General features: G+C 37.5%; 17 protein-coding genes. 13 read left to right on the top strand and 4 right to left on the bottom strand.

Annotated features, from left to right (window positions below; all coding sequences use genetic code 11):
* Window positions 1-53: 53 nt before the first annotated feature.
* Together AEA09_RS09285 and AEA09_RS09280 are read right to left on the bottom strand one after the other, a co-directional pair.
* Window positions 54-1,667: a glycosyl hydrolase family 18 protein gene (locus AEA09_RS09285; RefSeq protein ID WP_053583565.1), complete on the bottom strand. Its 1,614-nt coding sequence runs from the start codon at window positions 1,665-1,667 to the stop codon at window positions 54-56.
* A gap of 255 nt (window positions 1,668-1,922) precedes the next feature.
* Window positions 1,923-2,972: an NAD(P)/FAD-dependent oxidoreductase gene (locus AEA09_RS09280; protein ID WP_053583564.1), complete on the bottom strand. Its 1,050-nt coding sequence runs from the start codon at window positions 2,970-2,972 to the stop codon at window positions 1,923-1,925.
* 145 nt (window positions 2,973-3,117) lie between these two features.
* Between AEA09_RS09280 and AEA09_RS09275 the strand changes: the two genes are divergently transcribed.
* From AEA09_RS09275 to AEA09_RS19925, 10 genes are all read left to right on the top strand, one after another.
* Window positions 3,118-3,909, top strand: a complete 792-nt coding sequence (locus AEA09_RS09275) for an ABC transporter ATP-binding protein (protein WP_053584670.1) — start codon at window positions 3,118-3,120, stop codon at window positions 3,907-3,909.
* A 14-nt stretch (window positions 3,910-3,923) separates the two neighbouring features.
* Window positions 3,924-4,850: an iron-hydroxamate ABC transporter substrate-binding protein gene (locus tag AEA09_RS09270; protein ID WP_053583563.1), complete on the top strand. Its 927-nt coding sequence runs from the start codon at window positions 3,924-3,926 to the stop codon at window positions 4,848-4,850.
* A gap of 24 nt (window positions 4,851-4,874) precedes the next feature.
* Entirely contained in the window at window positions 4,875-5,876 is a 1,002-nt protein-coding gene (locus AEA09_RS09265; RefSeq protein WP_053583562.1) for a FecCD family ABC transporter permease, read from the top strand.
* Window positions 5,869-6,876: a FecCD family ABC transporter permease gene (locus AEA09_RS09260; protein ID WP_053583561.1), complete on the top strand. Its 1,008-nt coding sequence runs from the start codon at window positions 5,869-5,871 to the stop codon at window positions 6,874-6,876. The genes AEA09_RS09265 and AEA09_RS09260 overlap by 8 nt, the downstream gene beginning before the upstream one ends.
* A 143-nt stretch (window positions 6,877-7,019) precedes the next feature.
* Window positions 7,020-7,439, top strand: a complete 420-nt coding sequence (locus tag AEA09_RS09255) for a MarR family winged helix-turn-helix transcriptional regulator (protein WP_053583560.1) — start codon at window positions 7,020-7,022, stop codon at window positions 7,437-7,439.
* 12 nt (window positions 7,440-7,451) lie between these two features.
* Window positions 7,452-8,648 (top strand): MFS transporter, encoded by a 1,197-nt coding sequence (locus AEA09_RS09250; protein ID WP_053583559.1) that lies wholly within the window; start codon window positions 7,452-7,454, stop codon window positions 8,646-8,648.
* Between the two features lie 165 nt (window positions 8,649-8,813).
* Complete coding sequence (gene efeO, locus AEA09_RS09245; protein ID WP_053583558.1) at window positions 8,814-9,683, top strand: iron uptake system protein EfeO; 870 nt, start codon at window positions 8,814-8,816, stop codon at window positions 9,681-9,683.
* Window positions 9,684-9,689: 6 nt separating this feature from the next.
* Window positions 9,690-10,949: an iron uptake transporter deferrochelatase/peroxidase subunit gene (gene efeB / locus AEA09_RS09240; protein WP_053583557.1), complete on the top strand. Its 1,260-nt coding sequence runs from the start codon at window positions 9,690-9,692 to the stop codon at window positions 10,947-10,949.
* Complete coding sequence (locus tag AEA09_RS09235; RefSeq protein WP_053583556.1) at window positions 10,924-12,645, top strand: FTR1 family protein; 1,722 nt, start codon at window positions 10,924-10,926, stop codon at window positions 12,643-12,645. The genes efeB and AEA09_RS09235 overlap by 26 nt, the downstream gene beginning before the upstream one ends.
* 135 nt (window positions 12,646-12,780) lie before the next feature.
* Window positions 12,781-12,948 carry a hypothetical protein gene (locus AEA09_RS19925; RefSeq protein ID WP_156312115.1) on the top strand — a complete coding sequence of 56 codons (168 nt, stop codon included), beginning with the start codon at window positions 12,781-12,783 and terminating at the stop codon, window positions 12,946-12,948.
* Window positions 12,949-12,977: 29 nt separating this feature from the next.
* On the opposite strand, the gene AEA09_RS09225 is transcribed toward AEA09_RS19925, so the two are convergent.
* Window positions 12,978-13,331: a hypothetical protein gene (locus tag AEA09_RS09225; RefSeq protein WP_053583554.1), complete on the bottom strand. Its 354-nt coding sequence runs from the start codon at window positions 13,329-13,331 to the stop codon at window positions 12,978-12,980.
* Window positions 13,332-13,639: 308 nt separating this feature from the next.
* Here AEA09_RS09225 and AEA09_RS19920 point away from each other — a divergent pair, with 308 nt between their 5' ends.
* Both AEA09_RS19920 and AEA09_RS09220 read left to right on the top strand, forming a co-directional pair.
* Window positions 13,640-13,798, top strand: a complete 159-nt coding sequence (locus tag AEA09_RS19920; RefSeq protein WP_156312113.1) for a hypothetical protein — start codon at window positions 13,640-13,642, stop codon at window positions 13,796-13,798.
* Between the two features lie 515 nt (window positions 13,799-14,313).
* Complete coding sequence (locus AEA09_RS09220) at window positions 14,314-15,594, top strand: ADP-ribosylglycohydrolase family protein (RefSeq protein WP_211263241.1); 1,281 nt, start codon at window positions 14,314-14,316, stop codon at window positions 15,592-15,594.
* Window positions 15,595-15,610: 16 nt separating this feature from the next.
* On the opposite strand, the gene AEA09_RS09215 is transcribed toward AEA09_RS09220, so the two are convergent.
* On the bottom strand, window positions 15,611-16,042 hold the full coding sequence (locus AEA09_RS09215; RefSeq protein ID WP_053583553.1) for a hypothetical protein: 432 nt from the start codon (window positions 16,040-16,042) through the stop codon (window positions 15,611-15,613).
* Window positions 16,043-17,121: 1,079 nt separating this feature from the next.
* On the opposite strand from AEA09_RS09215, the gene AEA09_RS09210 reads away from it, so the two are divergent.
* Window positions 17,122-17,979 (top strand): patatin-like phospholipase family protein, encoded by an 858-nt coding sequence (locus AEA09_RS09210; RefSeq protein ID WP_053583552.1) that lies wholly within the window; start codon window positions 17,122-17,124, stop codon window positions 17,977-17,979.
* The last annotated feature ends 13 nt before the right edge of the window (window positions 17,980-17,992 follow it).

The following is a 17,992-nucleotide window of genomic DNA, read 5'->3' as shown; positions in this document are numbered from 1 at the left end:
AAGTTTAAACAACAACGGGATAGGTGCTGTTTGCCTATCCCATTTGAAGTTAGTTATTTTATTGTTGGATATTTTTCTAAATCTCCACTTGCACGATTGACCATAGCTGCTACTTGCGCTCTTGAAACAAAATCGTTAGGGTAAAATCCACCGTCTTCTTTACCTTTAATAATACCGTGACTACTTAGTTTTAAAATATCTGAATACGCCCAATGTCCTTTTTGTATATCATAAAAAGGTGATTTACTCGTATTATTTAATGGGTAATCTAATACTCTCGATAATATTGCTGATAATTGAGCTCTTGTAATTCGAGAATTCGGTTCGAAAATATGTGATTTTGTTCCATTAACAATATTATATTTATGTGCTAGTTCAATAGCCCGTTTTGCCCAATGGTCTTTAGGAACATCAGTGAAATTATTAGGTACAGTTTCGTTTGTTTCGTCTAATCCGATTGCGTTGACAATGATAGAAACAGCCTGTGCTCTTGTTAAATCACCATTTGGGTCAAAAGTGTATTCGGTTTTTCCGTTAATCCATCCTTTTTTATAAAGTGACATAATATCACTCTCAGCCCAATGATTTTCAGAATCTATAAAATTATGTTCTCCATTCGCCCAAGACGAATAAAAATCCCATATTCCATTATCTGCTTGATTTAAATCCCAACTTCCTGTTCCTCTTAAGTTGTATTTCTCTACTAACCTTAATTTATATTTTAAAGATGAATTATTTTCATACCATATTGTGTAATTTCCCGGTGTTAGTTTTTTACCACCAACATAAGTAGGTGTATCACTGCTTTTAACTGTGAATTTGGCATAAGCTGATTTTGAGGCATTATCAAAATAGAATTTTCCTTTATGGTTATTCACTATGCTTTTTACAGATTTATTGGCAACACCATCTCCTCCTAATTTCTCGCCATCGTTCCAGATTCGACCGTAAAAAGGGAGGCCTAAAACTATTTTTTTCGAATCAACACCTTGATTTAATAAAGATTTAATGGAATTTTCGACAAAAGGTAAGCTAGCAACAGGACCTACAGGACCACCTTTCCAACTTTCATCATATGTCATGACCATTAAGTAATCGCTATATTCACTTAGTTTTAAATAATCATAAGAACCATGCCATCCGGTTGTCCATCCATATGGATTTGCAGCAACTGCTATTGATATTGTTTTATCATTAGGCATTTTTTCATGTAATAATCGAATGAAATCTGTAAAATCTTCCTTATCTGTATAGTTTAAATTCTCAATATCTATATCTATTCCATCTAAATTATTTTTTACGATAGATTCTACAAGTTGAGTAGATAAACTATCTCTATTTTTCATCGCTATTTGACCTAATTTTCGATCGAAATTATTGGTAATAAATGGAATTACTTTTAATCCTCTATTGTGTAACCCTTGTATTAAATTTTTATCAATTGAAGATTTTAAACTACCGTCAGCGTTTAATTCATAGAATCCAGGAGTAGCCGTATTTATCGCTCCTAATGTCATATCTATATTTTTTAAATTGGTGCTAGAAGTTCCGCCATATAAATAAGTCATATGTACGTCATTTACTGAGGCATCAGCACTAAATGGAGAGGCAAATAATGTAGTTATCAGAGCGGGTATTAGAAAATATTTTTTTAATATTTTATTCATTACTTTCTTCCTAACTATAAAATAGATTTTTATCTACTTCATTATCTATTATTAGGGTCAACTATATCAATTATAAAAATATGGTTTCATTGAGTTATTTAGTAATTTTATGATATCTGTCGCTTATTAAAAGTTAGTTATCATAAAAGCCAAAACCAGCAGGAGAAAATCACTGCTGGCTTTGTAATGATGATATTCAGCTTAATTGTAATAAGTTAGAATGAAAAATTTTGAAAGAGAAGGGGTTTTTCGTGTTTATTTAACTCGCATCAGTTGTTTTTCAATAATAGAGCGATTCTTCTCTTTGAATGCTTCGTTATGGGAAGAAACCATGGCATTGCGATATGCTGTTGGTTCTAAGTATGTTTTAATCGAATTGACAGCGTTGGCTGCATCTTGGAAAGTACCTAGTAGCAAATGGATTTTTCCTTCGAACGTTAAAATGTCGCCAGCAGCAAAAATACCTGGCTGGGCAGTTTCTCCGGTTGCTTTTCCTTCAAAATAATAATTTTCTTTCTTAGGTAAAGTTATGGATGGTTCAAATACTAATGAAGCCTCTTTGTTATAACCATGACTGACAATGACCTCGTCGATCTGGCGTGTATAGCTTTGTTTTGTTAGTGAATTTTCGCATGTGACTAGTTGAATCGCTGTTTTATCTGTATTGGCAGTCAACTTCGTAATGGATGTATTACATTCAATTTTCACTCCAGCATCAATTGCTTCTTGGATGGTTGCCTCATGTGCAGATAGCGTTTCGTTGCGATAGACGACTGTAACACTATGTGCAATTGCTTTTAGTTCAACAGCCCAGTCGATTGCGGCATTCCCGCCACCAGAAATGATGATGTCTTTGCCTACAAAACGCTGATAGGACTGAACCGTATAATGTAAATTCGACATTTCATACTTTTCGGCGCCTTCAAGTGTTAGTTTTTGAGGATTAATAATACCGCCACCAACCGCTAATAATATCGTTTTAGAATAATGAATCTCTCCTTGAGCTGTATGTAAAGCAAAAACATCATTTTCACGTTCAACGAAGTCTACCTTTGTCCCAGTTAAAATCGTAGGCTCAAATGTATTAGCTTGGGCAATTAATTGCTTAACAAATTGCTCACCTAACACTGGAGGGTGGCCACCAATATCCCAAATCAATTTTTCAGGATAAAGTAAAACCTTACCACCAAGCTGTTCTTGGCTCTCAATTAGCTTCGTTTTTAAGCCTCGTAAACCACTATAAAAAGCACTATAGAGTCCCGCAGGCCCACCACCAATAATGGTTACATCATAAATATCTTTCATTTTTATATTCACACCTTCTAAAATGATAAAAAATTATTTGACAAATTCACTTCTGGTAACTAGAATGACGATAGTGATAATGATTATCAATTCGTTCGTTGGTGATATCATAGCACGTGTATTAGTAAAAAGAAAGAGAGGATACATTTTGCGTTTACAAATAGAATCGATTCGTGTTGGTTACGAGGATAAAACAATTGTGCATGATTTGTCGCTACAAATTCCTGACGGTAAAATTACGACTATTATTGGCTCGAATGGTTGTGGTAAATCTACGCTGTTAAAAGCGATTACTAGAATTCTAAAGCATGAGAGTGGACAGGTTATTTTGGATGGTCAAAATATTTCAGAGATGAATACGAAGGCGTTAGCAAAAGAGCTAGCAATCCTGCCACAAAGTCCAGAAAGCGCACATGGTTTAACTGTGGAAGAACTCGTATCCTATGGTCGATTTCCATATCAAAAGGGCTTTGGCAATTTATCGCAAAAAGATAAGGATGTCATTGACTGGGCTTTAAAGGTAACAAAAACGGACGCATACCGAACACAAACGGTCGATGCATTATCCGGTGGGCAACGTCAACGTGTGTGGATTGCGATGGCTTTGGCACAGGAAACCGACATTATTTTTCTAGATGAACCAACGACCTATTTGGACATGGCGCATCAATTAGAGGTTTTAGAATTACTCCGCGAGCTCAACGAGAAGGAAGGTCGCACAATTGTCATGGTGCTACATGATTTAAACCAGGCAGCACGTTTTTCGGATTACATTGTGGCCCTTTCACAAGGAGAGCTTGTTAAATTCGGGACAGCAGAGGAAGTCGTTGTGCCGGAAGTTTTACAGGAAGTGTTTCATATTGATGCAGTGATCGGCAAGGATCCTCGAACAAATAAGCCGATGTGCATTACATATAATTTATTACAAACAACATAAAGGGGTTATTCGACATGAAAAAATGGCTTTTACCAATGTTTATGATGGTCGTATTAGTGCTAGCATCATGCGGCAATAGTGAAAAGAGTGAAGAAAAAACAGACGAGGATGCAGGAAAAGCATCTTCAGCAGAAACAATTACGTATGAATCTGAAACAGGACCTATTGAAGTGCCAGCAAATCCAGAACGTGTTGTCGTATTGTCTTCATATGTAGGCGATTTATTGAAACTTGGTGTGAATATGGTAGGAGTGGATTCTTGGTCTGCATTGAATTCAAATTTTGCAGAAGGCATTAAGGATGCTGAAATTGTTGAGAGTACAGATATCGAAAAAATCTTAGAACTAGAGCCTGATCTAATCATTGGTTTAAACAATATCGAAAATGCTGATAAACTAGCGGAAATTGCACCTACTGTATTATTTACGTATGGCAAATATGACTACCTACAACAACATATCGAAATTGGTAAAGTAGTGAACAAAGAAGCCGAAGCGACGAAATGGGTAGAAGATTTTAAAACGCGTGCAGCAGAATTAGGAACAAAGATTAAAGAAAAAATCGGTGAAGATGCGACAGTTACTGTTGTTGAAAACTACGAAAAGCAATTCTATTTATTCGGCGATAACTGGGGCCGTGGTACAGAAATTTTATATCAAGAAATGGGCTTAAAGATGCCTAAGAAAGTAGAAGAAGTTGCTTTAGAGCCTGGTTACTTTGCCATCTCTCAAGAGGTTTTAGGTGAATATACTGGTGACTACGTGATTTTAAGTTTAACGAAAGATCAAGATACTTCTTTTTTAAATGCCGATTGGTATAACGAAATTGAAGCGGTGAAAAATGGTCACTTATTTGAAGCGGATGCAAGAGTGTTTTTCTTTAATGATGCGATGACGCTTGATTACCAACTAGATTTCTTTGAAGAGAAGTTTTTAAAATAATAGATGTAGAAGGAAGCAAAGGTAATGACTAAGTTTCGACAAATCCCATTTTGGCTTCAGGTGTTGCTTGTATTTATCCTATTAGTTGTGACAGCTATTGTTTCATTATGTTTTGGAGCAGCAAATACATCTATACAGGATGTCTATGAAGCGATGCTCGGCCAAAGTGGTGGAAAGCATTATTCTATTTTACGCGAAATTCGATTCCCACGTATTATTGCGGCAATCTTTGTCGGTAGTGCTTTAGCGGTAGCTGGGGCCATAATGCAGGGGGTTACAAGAAATCCATTAGCTGATCCTGGACTTCTAGGACTTACGGCAGGTGCGAATGCGGCACTTGCCCTCACAATGGCTTTTGTTCCAAATACATCTTATCTCATGCTTATTTTTTCATGCTTCGTTGGCGCAGGGATAGGGATGGTCATTGTGTATGGTATTGGCGCTTCTACTAAGAGTGGCTTCTCTCCGTTAAAACTAGTTTTAGCGGGGGCAGCTGTTTCTGCTCTATTACAAGCAATTGCAGATGGGACCGGAATTTTATTTAATATCTCAAAAGATGTATCAATGTGGACAAGTGGGGGATTGATCGGTACCACGTGGCAGGCGCTCATTATTGTGCCATTTATCGTAATTGGGTTGGTTGTAGCATTTGTGTTTAGCCGTCAGTTAACGATATTAAGTTTAAACGAAGAGGTAGCGGTAGGATTAGGACAAAATACGACGATGATTAAAGTCGTAATGATGGTAGTGGTCGTTGTGTTAGCAGGTGCTGCAGTGGCGCTTGTTGGGAATCTAGCATTTGTCGGCTTAATGATACCGCATATTGTACGTGCCTTTGTTGGAACAGATTATCGTTTTGTATTGCCTATGAGTGCGTTAGTTGGTGGTTGGTTTATGCTGACAGCTGATTTTGTCAGTCGTATGATCAATGCACCATTTGAAACGCCAGTAGTGGCAATTATTTCTATTATTGGCCTTCCATTCTTCTTACTACTTGTACGTAAGGGAGGTCGTCAATTTGCTTAAAGAAGCGCGGAAAAAACAGTGTAAATGGCTTGTTGTTTGGATCTTGTTAACCATTGCTATTTTCGTGATGGGTATTTCACTTGGCGCATCGTCTGTGTCTATTAATAGGATTCTTCCGATATTGTTTGGTGATGGTAGTTTTAAAGAATCGTTCGTGCTGTTTTCGATACGGTTACCGCGATTATTTGTGTTAGCGGCTGCGGGGATGGCATTAGCGCTTGCTGGTGCTGTGTTACAAGGCGTGACACGTAATGATTTAGCCGATCCAGGGATTATTGGGATTAATGCTGGTGCAGGTGTCGGGATTACACTGTTTTACTTATTTGTAAAGGGAGATTTACCGCATTTTGCGTATGTTTTACCGGTTGTCGGCTTTGTCAGTGCAATGCTGACGGCGTTATGTATCTACTTCTTTTCTTATAAGAGAAATCAAGGTGTGCAGCCGGTGATTTTAATCTTGGTTGGTGTTGGAGTAGCGTCTGCATTATCGGGTGTGATGATGCTGTTGATATCTTCTGCCGAGCGAAGTGATGTACAGTTTATTGCGCAGTGGCTTGCGGGTAGTGTTTGGGGCACGGATTGGCCGTTTTTATGGGCGCTGTTACCATGGTTAGTCGTATGTATACCGTATATATTCTATAAGGCGAATGTTTTGAATGTGCTAGCCATGAGTGAACAAACAGCGATTGGATTAGGGATGAACATTCAGCGAGAACGACTACAATTATTAGTGGTCGCAGTTGCTCTCGCAGCAGCTGCAGTATCGGTTACAGGTGGTATTGCCTTTATCGGTTTAATGGCACCACATATCGCGAAACAGCTCGTTGGACCACGCTATCAATTATTTTTACCATTAACATTGTGTATCGGTGCGAGCTTGTTAATGTTCGCTGATACGATTGGCCGAGTGGCGATTTCCACGGCGACTGTGCCTGCTGGGATTGTTGTGGCATGTATCGGTGCTCCGTACTTTTTATATTTACTACGTAAAAACGACTGAATGGATTTTTTCCGTTTAGTCGTTTTTTGTTGAGGGACGGATAAAACAGCAATTCAGTCAGCTAAACTCAAGAAACAGCACTAGACAATGAACGAAGAAAAGAATATAGTTACCTTAGCTAACCATTTTGGGAGGAATCAATTTTGACGAATGAACAAGAATTTTTTAATGAGTATCGATTGATGTATCGTCCGTTTACGAATCAAATTAATTTGCAGCTGGAGAAGTATCAGTTGTATAGCTCGCAATGGGGGGTTCTTCGATTATTGACGGATAGGGGTCCACATTCGCTTGTGGAGATTGCAAACTTTATGTACATTGAAAAGCCGAGTGTTACGAGACTTGTACAAAAGCTTGTGGAGATCGGCTATGTCGAAACAGTGGCAGGAAAAGATAAGCGAGAAAAGTTAGTACAGTTAACGGAGCAAGGTGAACATATCGTCCAAGAGATTCAGGCATATTTAAAGCCATTTTTAGAGAATGCGCTGGAGGGTGTGACTGAGCAGGACATTGACATTGCTACACAAGTTTTAGCAAAAATCCGTGCGAATATTAAAAAGTAGGAGAGAACAGAAGTGGAAGAAACAAAACCGAAATTATGGACAAAGGATTTTTTAATTATATCTCTTATTAACTTTACAATTACATTAATTTTCTTTTTATTAATGGTGACTATTGCAGGCTATGCAGTGGATAAATTTAATGCTTCTACCAGTACAGCAGGGCTTGTGTCGAGTATTTTTATTATCGGGACGCTATTAGGCCGTCTTGGTGGTGGACGTATGATTGGCGATTGGGGTAGCAAAAAAACATTATTTTATGGGTTATTATTTTTTGCGGTTACGACTATGTTGTATTTTGCAGCGGTAAATCTACCGTTATTAATGATAAATCGTCTATTCCAAGGAGTAGCACTTGGTTTAGCAAGTACAGCAACAGGCACGATTATTGCACAGATATTACCACCAACGCGACGTGGTGAAGGTATTGGTTATTATAGCTTGAGTGCGATTTTAGCAACCGCAATCGGACCGTTTGTGGGGATTTTATTGACGCAAACCTTTTCTGATTTCCGTATGGTTTTTGTGGTAGATTCGGTATTGGCCGTAATTTGTTTTATGTTATATTTTATTGTCACAGTGCCAGATGCACCAAAAAAGACAAAAGACAAATCGATCAAGGCTGGTTTTAAACTATCGAATTTCATTGAAATGCGAGCGGTGCCGATTTCTCTTGTAGCACTTATGATTGGCTTTGCATATTCGGGGGTCATGTCTTTTATGACGTTTTATGCAAAAGAACTAGACTTAGTTACGGCAGGAAGCTACTTCTTTATCGTTTATGCTATTGTAATATTATTGACGCGTCCTTTTACTGGTAAGTTACTTGATGCAAGAGGGGCAAATATTGTAGTCTATCCTTGCCTTGTGATTTTTACGGTTGGGATGTACGCGTTTAGTTCGGCAACGAATAGTATTGTATTTTTAGTGGCGGCTGCTTGCATCGGGATTGGCTACGGAAACTTTAATTCGGTAGCACAAGCCATTGCCATTAAAGTTACGCCGAATGAGCGCTTAGGACTTGCGACATCCACTTATTTCATCTTGTATGATTTTGGATTAGGCGTTGGGCCATTTTTCTTAGGGTTTTTCGTCCCATCAAGGGGTTACAGTGCGATTTTCTTCTCCATGGTATTTGTAATTTTACTTTCTATCGTGCTGTATTATTACATGTATGGAAAACAAGAAAATTCGAAACAAGCAACAATTTAGTAGATTATAATCATTATATTGTAGAAAAAACGTCATTTCGCTAGTTGGTAATAACTTTCAACTGCGAAATGACGTTTTTTTCTATAAATAAAAATACATATTGCAATCAGATTTGATAATGATTATCATTTACAATATATACTAATTCGAAAGTAGGTACATAGCATGAAACATAAATCATTATTATCAGTTTTAGTCGCAGGTGGAATTTTAATGGCGGGCTGTGGTGACACAGAGAAGGCAGATCAAGATACAACGCCTTCAACACAGCAAGAAGCACCAGCTGCTGAAGAAGTGGATTTAACAGCTGAATTAACGGCTTATAAAGAGTTCGCTTTAGAGCAAATGGATCAATTCCTGCTGGAAACAGAGAACTTTGTCAATCTTTTCAAAGCGGGTGACATGGAGGGCGCAAAAGCAGCTTATGCACCAGCACGTATGTATTTCGAGCGTTCTGAGCCAATCGCTGAAAGTTTCGGGGATCTTGACCCACGTATTGATGGTCGTTTAGCGGATATTCAAGAAGAAGGTAAAGGCGAGGAAGAGTGGACAGGTTACCATAAGCTTGAGTATGCACTTTGGGAAGAAAACACAACGGCTGGTTACGAAGCGATTGCTGACCAACTGTTAGCAGATGCGAAAGAATTACATGCACTTGTACAAACAGTAGAAGTCACACCAGATTTAATGATTACGGGTGCTGTGGACCTATTAAATGAAGTATCAACATCAAAAATCACTGGTGAAGAAGAAATTTACTCACATACAGACCTATATGACTTCAAAGCGAATATTGAAGGAGCAGAAAAAATCTTTGAAATCCTTCGTTCTAAATTAGAAGCAAAGGATAAAGAGCTAGTCGCGACATTGGATGAAAAATTCAAAGCAGTAGATGATTTACTAGCACAACACGTAACAGCTAACGGCGGCTATATTTCTTACGAAGAATTAACAGAAGAAAACACAAAAGCACTTGCAACAGCAGTCAACCAACTTGGTGAGCCATTAAGTCAAATGGGAATTATTTTGGAGTGATAATAAATGACAACGTCAAATGATGAAAAATGGATCAATAAAAAAATTTCTCGTCGTGACATGTTGAAACTGACAAGCATCGGGGCAGCTGGTGTTGCCATCGGTGCTTCCGGTTTCGGTGGCGTCATGAAGGCAATGGGCTACGATGTATTCGAGCCGGTTGCCGATAGTAAAACGACTATCAATAAAATTGATTTTTATGGCAGGCATCAATCTGGCATTATCACTCCAGTCCAAACGCATATTTATTTTGCTTCTTTGAATGTCTTAGTAACATCGAAGCAAGAATTACAAGAGTTGTTCAAAAAATGGACACCTCTTGTTGTGCGTTTAATGAATGGTGAATTAATGGTAGATTTAACAACAAATACGAGAGTGCCAACAGGAGATACAGGAGAAGCGGAGGGCTTAGATGCTTCTAATCTTTCTATTACCTTTGGGGTTGGTCCATCACTCTTTGAAAAATTAGGCATGTCACACTTGAAACCTAAGGAGCTTGAAGATCTACCCCATTTCCCGAAAGATCAGTTGCAAGAGGCTTTTACTGGTGGTGATCTTTGTATTCAAGCATGTGCAGATGACCCGCAAGTGGCTTTCCATGCAGTGCGTAATTTAGTGCGCGCTGCTTCAGGAAAAGTAGAGATCAAATGGTCGCAGGCTGGTTTTAACTCGTTCCCTGCGACGGGGGGGACACCACGTAATTTATTTGCCTTTAAGGATGGTACTGTAAATCCTTCCATTACAGATGCGAAAGATTTGAACGAAGTAGTTTGGGTCGATAAAGGCTGGCTGAAGGGCGGCTCATATTTAGTGGCACGTGAAATTCAAATGCATCTTGAAACATGGGATCGTACGTCTTTAAAAGACCAGGAGGCAACATTCGGCCGTTACAGAGATAGTGGTGCGGCATTTGGTAAGACAAAGGAATTCGATGATTTTGAAGTGGAAGCAAAAGATGAAAAAGGTGAGTACATTATGCCTGATATATCCCATGTGCATTTAGCACGGAAATCAGGTGCTCGTATGCTGCGTCGTTCCTATTCATATGCTTCAGGTGTGATGACGAATACGGGTGCGCATGATGCAGGGCTATTATTTGTATCTTTCCAAAAAGATCCGGCTCAATTTACGGCCGTGCAAAACAGCTTAGGACGAATGGATAAAATGAATGAATATGTTACCCATCGAGGCAGTGCGGTGTTTGCTTGCTTCCCTGGCGTACAAAAGGGGAGTTATTTAGGTGAAGCACTTTTTAACGCGCTGTAGTGTAATTGTTTGCTTGCTATTAGCACTGGCAGTCGTGCCGGTGCAGGCAGCGCAGTCATATAGTCATTTATACATATCCATTAGTGATGCACTCATGAATACCAAGCAGGATAAAGAAGCGGAGGCAGAGCAGGCCCTAGAACAGTTTACAGCAGACTGGGCTTTAGTAACGTCAGAGGAAACGAAAGCGAAAGAAAAGGTTGATGAAGTGCTTGCGCAAGCGAAAGAAGCAATTTCTAAGGAAGAACGTCTAACAGCGTTGTCGGCATTATCCAATGCACTACGTTCTTTAGAAAAGCTTGAAAATCCAGTCGATGAAGCGGCACAACGCGCGGAATTTGGCACTAAATTTAAGCCGGTAATGGCAGAATTCGAGGAAGCGCTAGCAAGTGGTGACGTTGAAGCCATTGATGCAGCTTATAAAGAATTCAATATTAAATGGAATAAAAATGAACGTCCAGTTCGTGAGCAAAGTATTCCAATGTACGGGCAAATTGAAACGCAAATGGCCTTCCTGCGTATCACAATTTCAGCAGAGGCGCCTGATTTAGCGTTAATGCAAGCACAGTATGATGAATTGAAGCAAACGATTGAGGATTTCGTTGCTGGTGAAGAAACGGCTGAAGTCGTGGAGGGCGAATATTCATTATCGACATTGATTGCCTATATTAATGAGGCGAATGATTTTATCGATGAAGGAGATTACAAGGCAGCATCCGATAAAATACGTGAATTTATTACGATTTGGCCGAGTGTAGAGCTAGAAATTTCGACGCGAAATAATAGTCTCTATACGAAAATTGAAAGTGATATGCCAATCATCGTTAGTGGATTATTGAAGGCGGATGTTGATGCAGAGGGCATAAAAAGTAAGTTGAACAACTTTAAAACAGAGATCGAGCTCATTCAAGGAGATACCGATTATACGTTTTGGGACTCTGCACTTATTTTACTGCGTGAGGGCTTAGAGGCACTGCTTATTATTTTGGCGCTAGTATCGTTTTTAGAGAAGTCTGGTCAAAAATCAATGCGTAAGTGGATTTTTGTCGGTGCAGCCGTCGGAATTTTATTGTCAGCTGTAGCAGCAGTGCTAATGTCGACAATCTTTAACTCAGCGACAATTGATACAAACCGTGAAGTGATGGAAGGCTACGTCGGCTTACTTGCCGCTGCGATGATGATCGGGGTCGGCATTTGGCTCCACAGTAAATCGAGTGTGGCAAGTTGGAATCGTTATATTTCAAAGCAAATGGGCACAGCAATTTCTAGTGGCTCTGTAGTAGCAATGGCATCGGTTAGCTTCTTATCCGTTTTCCGTGAAGGGGCAGAAACACTAGTGTTTTATGCAGGAATTGCACCAAAAATGGAAACATCACAATTCGTGTTAGGGATTGTTGTGGCATTTGTGCTGTTAGCTGTATTTGCAGTCTTATTATTTAAAGCGAGCGGGAAAATTCCAATTCATAAGTTTTTCGCTGTGGCAACAGTATTAATTTATGTGTTGGCGTTTAAAATTATTGGTGTCAGCTTGCATACATTGCAATTAACGGACAAAATTTCTACAACAATCGTGGATGGTTTACCAGTTATCAGCTCAATTGGCTTCTACCCAACAGTAGAAACGATCGTTGGACAAGGGATTTTACCGATTCTAGTTGTCGTAACAGTTTTATATAAGAAGAAACAAGAAAAATAGTTCGGGGGCTGTGGCATTTGCTGCAGCCTTTTTGTATATGACGTGATTAACCAAGTAAAGAGGAGCGAATGTAGACTTATTGCTAACAAATTACGAGATACAGGTCTCTCTTTGAGTGTATTGGGACTAATTGCAATGTTTATCAAAGACCCAGATGCTGCTCAATTGGCACGAGTTACACAGGCATGTGCAGATGAGAAAGTATCGTATATCATTACAAATACGCAATATTGGATTTATAATAGTGCTAATGGTAACTCCTCTACTACGGAGATTCGAAATAAATATTCGTTCCGTAAATAATTAATAACAATAAAAACAAGCAGAAGGTATTAAGCCTTTTGCTTGTTTTTATGGTCTTTCTTACTTTCTAAATAGAAGGCGAAACTGATTCCAATACACATTGTTGCGGAAAAAATGGTTGAAAACACATCTTTAAAGTAAACTGCTGTGATGAATAAGATAAAGGCACTAATGATATTCGCTATCGTTAATGCAGCCACTATTTTCTTACTAGGATTAAAAAAGTCTCGAAGGATAAAAAGTAGATAAGCTATTCCAAAAAATACACCATACTCATAAATGAATACAGATTTAACAACGTCTGGAATGCCCGCATAAATCAGTCCGATAATCAGACATATTAACGAAACGTATTTCGCATATTTCGTATATAGTTCGTTCAAATAACCACCCTTTTTTCGCAATTTTCAAATTATTTTTCAATAAATAATAGTTTAACACGAAAAAAACCTTTATCGGGGTTATAAAAGGTTAAGTAGGTTTAAGTGTTGATGAAAATTAGAGATTAAACATAGCTTCATTCGCAGAACTTCTTGATGATAGCCAGCGTTTTAGTTAGATAAGGGCGATGATTTCGCGCTGTATTTTTGCTCTAGCTACTTTTGTTGGTGCTGTGATAAGCTCCTGTATCTTCGGTTCTACCTTATGTATTGGTGTTTATATTGTATTACTAATGGGATTCAACTTGTATATGAATTTATTTACAATACCAGAGGCTTTTTTTGAATGGTCTTTACGTGGGTTATCACGTGTCTTACTAGTGTTAGGTACGATACTGTGGATTAGTCTATTATCCAGAACAATTATTGGTTTTATCAAGGAAATAAGAATGGTAAAAGCAAACCTGTAAATAAAAATTGCCAAAGCGTGTCCAATTAAAGTGGAGACGCTTTTTATGTGCGCCTAGCATGGATGTAATCTATTGATTGAGAATCCGAGAGATAAATTAAAAAACAGATGTCTTTCCATTGGAGTATCGAATTCATTCTTAAACGGAATTAATTACTTGCTTATTTGTGTGATTACTTTGAATGTATTTAATATAAAATAACGTATTTTGCTAAAGTGATTTTAGCATAGACTAATATGATGGATACAATACTTTTAGTTAAAATTGTTTGATCTCTTGTTGATAGAAAAAAGTGGTGATTAAAAAATTTGAAATGCATATATTAGAGAATTAAATGAATGATATTGTTTTTATCAAGCTACTATCCTAAATACTATTATAGAATGATGAAATTAAGGACTTATTGGACATTTAAAGAGAATAGAAGATGCCAGTATCTTATATCTGAATGCTGAGAACGAATTTAATGGTAGGTAGGCTTTAAATACCTATACTAGAAGAATGGAGGTCTGCTATTGCTCGATAAAATTAAAGGTGGGCTTTTTGGAGTTGCTATAGGGGATGCATTAGGCGGGACAACTGAATTTATGACAAAGGAAGAAATCCAAGAGAAATATGGAAGGGTTACTGAGATTATTGGAGGAGGCATTTGGGCGTTAAAACCAGGTGAAACGACCGACGATACTGCCATAATGATAGCTGTTCTTAAAGGAATCATGGCTAACTCAAATAACCCTATAGAGGAAATAGGGAAGCAATTTTTATATTGGGAGAAAACAAATCCGAAAGATATCGGTATTACGACCCGAACGGTTTTTGAAAACTATGAGGGTGATTGGTTTAAAGCAGCAGCAGAAACGCATTATAAATTGGATGGTAGAAGTGCAGGGAATGGCAGCCTCATGAGGTGTTTGCCAGTTGTTTTAGCATACTCAGACAAAACAAAGATAGATGAGATAAGCGTTCTTCAATCAAAAATAACGCATTATGACGACTTGGCATCCGAGGCGTGTGTTATTTACAATCGCATTGCTCGACGGCTTCTAGAAGGGGAATACCTACAATCTGCTATTAAAGCTGAAATAAAAGATACTAGGTATGATTCCAACTTCGATGAAGAACCTGACTGCGCGCCGGATGGCTATGTCGTTCATACTTTGAAGTGGGTATTATTTTGGCTTATGAACTGTGAAACATTCGAAGAAGTTGTCATAGGTGCTACAAATATGGGCCATGACAGTGATACAGTTGCTGCAATTGCAGGAGGTTTAAAAGGATTAGAAGTTGGATTTAGTAACTTACCGGAAATGTATTGCGAAAAATTAGTAGAAAGACATAATCTCGAAGTACTGGCTGAAGTATTATTTGAAATTAGGGATGAAAATACTGAACTATTAAAAGAAAGATCAAAAACAAATCTTTTAGAATTAGAAACTCAAACAAATCAATTATACAAATGGATAGAACAAGAATCCCAATCCGTAGAAAAAGCAACAATCATGGATTCTATTAAGAAAAACATCTATTTATGTAGGATTACTCTTCATGAAGAAAACCCTGAATATGACAAAGAACTAAATACTTGGTGTCAGCTTGAACAAAGCTATAGACGCTCAAGACGTCTTCTTGATTTAGGCGCACCTACATTATTGATTTTACATGAATTAGATTGGCTTTTAATAATGATAGATCACATGAATAAAAGATTCCAAGGAATAGAACATTATTTTACAGATGAGCAACTGCAAGAATTGGAAAGTTTGGCTTTAGTAGATTGGATTTTTGAAAGAGAATAGAATGATAGGAAAATGTTTATTTGCCACTCCCTAATTTTCTTTTAAATAGATAGGAAGCTCCTTTATAAAATAAATATGTAAAAAGGTTTAGAGTTAATAAAACAATTAGCTGAAATACTGAGGTAATGAAGACGAATAAAAATAAATCCCAATATGCTTCACCAGGGGGGAAATCATTCCACTCTGATATATCTATATTAATATAATGAATAAAATAGAAAATGAAAATGGAACAAAAGAAACCGATGTAAGCAAAAATCCAATGCTGATAGAATTTGATTCTAAAGTTACTTAACCAAAGGATAAAATTAATAGACACAATAACTACAGGAACGAAGAAAAGATTTTTGTCTACTTCCATCAAAGCATAGAAACTTTGAGCTATACAAATGATAAAAATATTTGTCAAAAGTATAATGTAAACTGACGAACGAATGTATTTGTTCAATATTTAAATCCTCCTACTTCGAACTAATTTCATCTCAATTAACTTAAATGAAGATTTCTCAAGGGGTGACTAATATCAAAGCGTGTCCAGTTAAGATGGATACGCTTTTTAAGCTTTGTAATTTTAAACGATATTGCTATTATAAATTTATTTTCAAGTGGTGAATCTTCAATAAGAATACCTTTACTTAATCGCTTACCAATAAGCTAGAATATTTAAGAATGTTAAAGAAGCAACAGGTACGCCTGTAATAATTAAAGCTATAATCATTTGACTTGTTGTCCTTGATTTTTTGAATTTCTTTGCGTAGAGATAAGTAATGACGCATGTAAATAAAACATAGCTGTTATCGTAATGAAAAAAATCTCAGTTGAGTTAGTACTCAAAATAACGTGATTAAAAAACAATTCACCAAACTATACATACACAAAGATAATTAAAGAAATGATAATCAAATACAAATGTGTTTTTTTATTCGTCATGATTCAAGATTCCTTGCCACTTAGCTGAATATCAAGCAGTTTATTTCTAAAATACCTTAAAGTCAATATGCCATAAACCAACCAGATTAAGTAGGGTAGCATCTTGGTGAAGAATCCTTAATAGTATAAGTTCGCTATATGTGTCATGGAAATAAATATCGTTTAGGTAAAGTTTATTACTAACAAAAACCAAACCCATTTTTTAATTGCGATAGAAATAGACGTCATTTTAAAGAAAAGTTCAAATATATAGCTAACAATGAAGATAAAAAAAGCGATTATCACACTAGTAGCCACACAAAAATAGGTGATAACCCAAGCATAGCGCAACTTGGGTTATCAAAAGCTCTTAATGCATAGGCCATGTATTGCTTAAAGGATGGATGCTGCTAAATAGCACAAGCACCAAACCAACGACAAAAAATCCATAAATCTAGATACAGTGCTCTGTATTTCAAATGATAATAATAGTTAAACATTTCCACATCCCATTTGAGGTTTGAACGCTAGTAGTGGATAAAAGGTTCGTATTAATCAAGAAAATAAACAACTATTCCTGTAAAATATAAATGGAATATAAAGTGAAAGAGTGATGGTATGCTTCAGGTGAATGTAGAAAATACAAGTCTAATCTTAGAGGGAGGGACGTTTCGCACGCTGTTTACGTCAGGTGTACTAGATGCTTTTTTAGAGCAGGACATTATGATGCCATATGTTGTGGCGATTTCGGCAGGTGCCATTAATGCTTGCTCGTATGTATCACAGCAAAAGGAGCGCTCGTTACGTGTCTTGGTGGATTATCGTCATGATAAGCGTTATATGGGGGTTAAAAATTTCCTTAAGGAAAAGAGTTTGTTTGGGCTCGATTTTGCCTATAATGTAATTCCAAATCAGTTGGATATTTTTGATTGGGATACCTATCAAAAGTATGAGGGGACGTTGTTGTTTGGTGTGACCAATGCAACAACTGGGCAAGTAGAATATATGAATGCACAAGAAATGGATAGAGAGTGTATGATGTTACGTGCGACGTGTGCCATCCCAGTGTTATTTCCTGAAATCAAATTAAACGATACACCCTATTTTGACGGGGGATTAGCAGAGCCCATTCCAATTCAGCATGGAATTGAAAAAGGATTTGAGAAGCATGTGCTCGTGTTAACACGCCCGAAAGGCTACCGTAAAGAGATGGATAGACAAAGCAAGTGGGCGATGAAACTACTCTCAAAACGTTATCCTAATTTAGTGAAAAGCATGGAAAAGCGAGCAGATCATTATAATGCCTCACTTGAATATTGCGAAAAACTTGAAGCGGAAGGGAAGGCATTTATTTTTCGTCCGTCAGCAGCGTTAAACAGCTTTGAAAAGGATAAAGCACGAATGCGCTCCAATTATGAGATGGGGTATGAGCAAGCAACGCAGCAGATAGATGCACTGAAGAAATTTTTAAAATGAATGATGCGGGTAA

Origin of the sequence: Lysinibacillus contaminans (genome assembly GCF_001278945.1) — a bacterium.
GTDB classification, from domain to species: domain Bacteria; phylum Bacillota; class Bacilli; order Bacillales_A; family Planococcaceae; genus Lysinibacillus; species Lysinibacillus contaminans.
This window is presented reverse-complemented; position numbering and strand designations above follow the sequence as displayed.

Bases quoted from the DNA above. Each gene is read 5' to 3' on its own strand.
- AEA09_RS19925 (WP_156312115.1), top strand. From the start codon at position 12,781: ATGTTTATCAAAGACCCAGATGCTGCTCAATTGGCACGAGTTACACAG.
- efeO (WP_053583558.1), top strand. From the start codon at position 8,814: ATGAAACATAAATCATTATTATCAGTTTTAGTCGCAGGTGGAATTTTA.
- AEA09_RS09280 (WP_053583564.1), bottom strand. From the start codon at position 2,972: ATGAAAGATATTTATGATGTAACCATTATTGGTGGTGGGCCTGCGGGA.
- AEA09_RS09285 (WP_053583565.1), bottom strand. From the start codon at position 1,667: ATGAATAAAATATTAAAAAAATATTTTCTAATACCCGCTCTGATAACT.
- AEA09_RS19920 (WP_156312113.1), top strand. From the start codon at position 13,640: ATGAATTTATTTACAATACCAGAGGCTTTTTTTGAATGGTCTTTACGT.
- efeB (WP_053583557.1), top strand. From the start codon at position 9,690: ATGACAACGTCAAATGATGAAAAATGGATCAATAAAAAAATTTCTCGT.
- AEA09_RS09265 (WP_053583562.1), top strand. From the start codon at position 4,875: ATGACTAAGTTTCGACAAATCCCATTTTGGCTTCAGGTGTTGCTTGTA.
- AEA09_RS09270 (WP_053583563.1), top strand. From the start codon at position 3,924: ATGAAAAAATGGCTTTTACCAATGTTTATGATGGTCGTATTAGTGCTA.
- AEA09_RS09210 (WP_053583552.1), top strand. From the start codon at position 17,122: ATGCTTCAGGTGAATGTAGAAAATACAAGTCTAATCTTAGAGGGAGGG.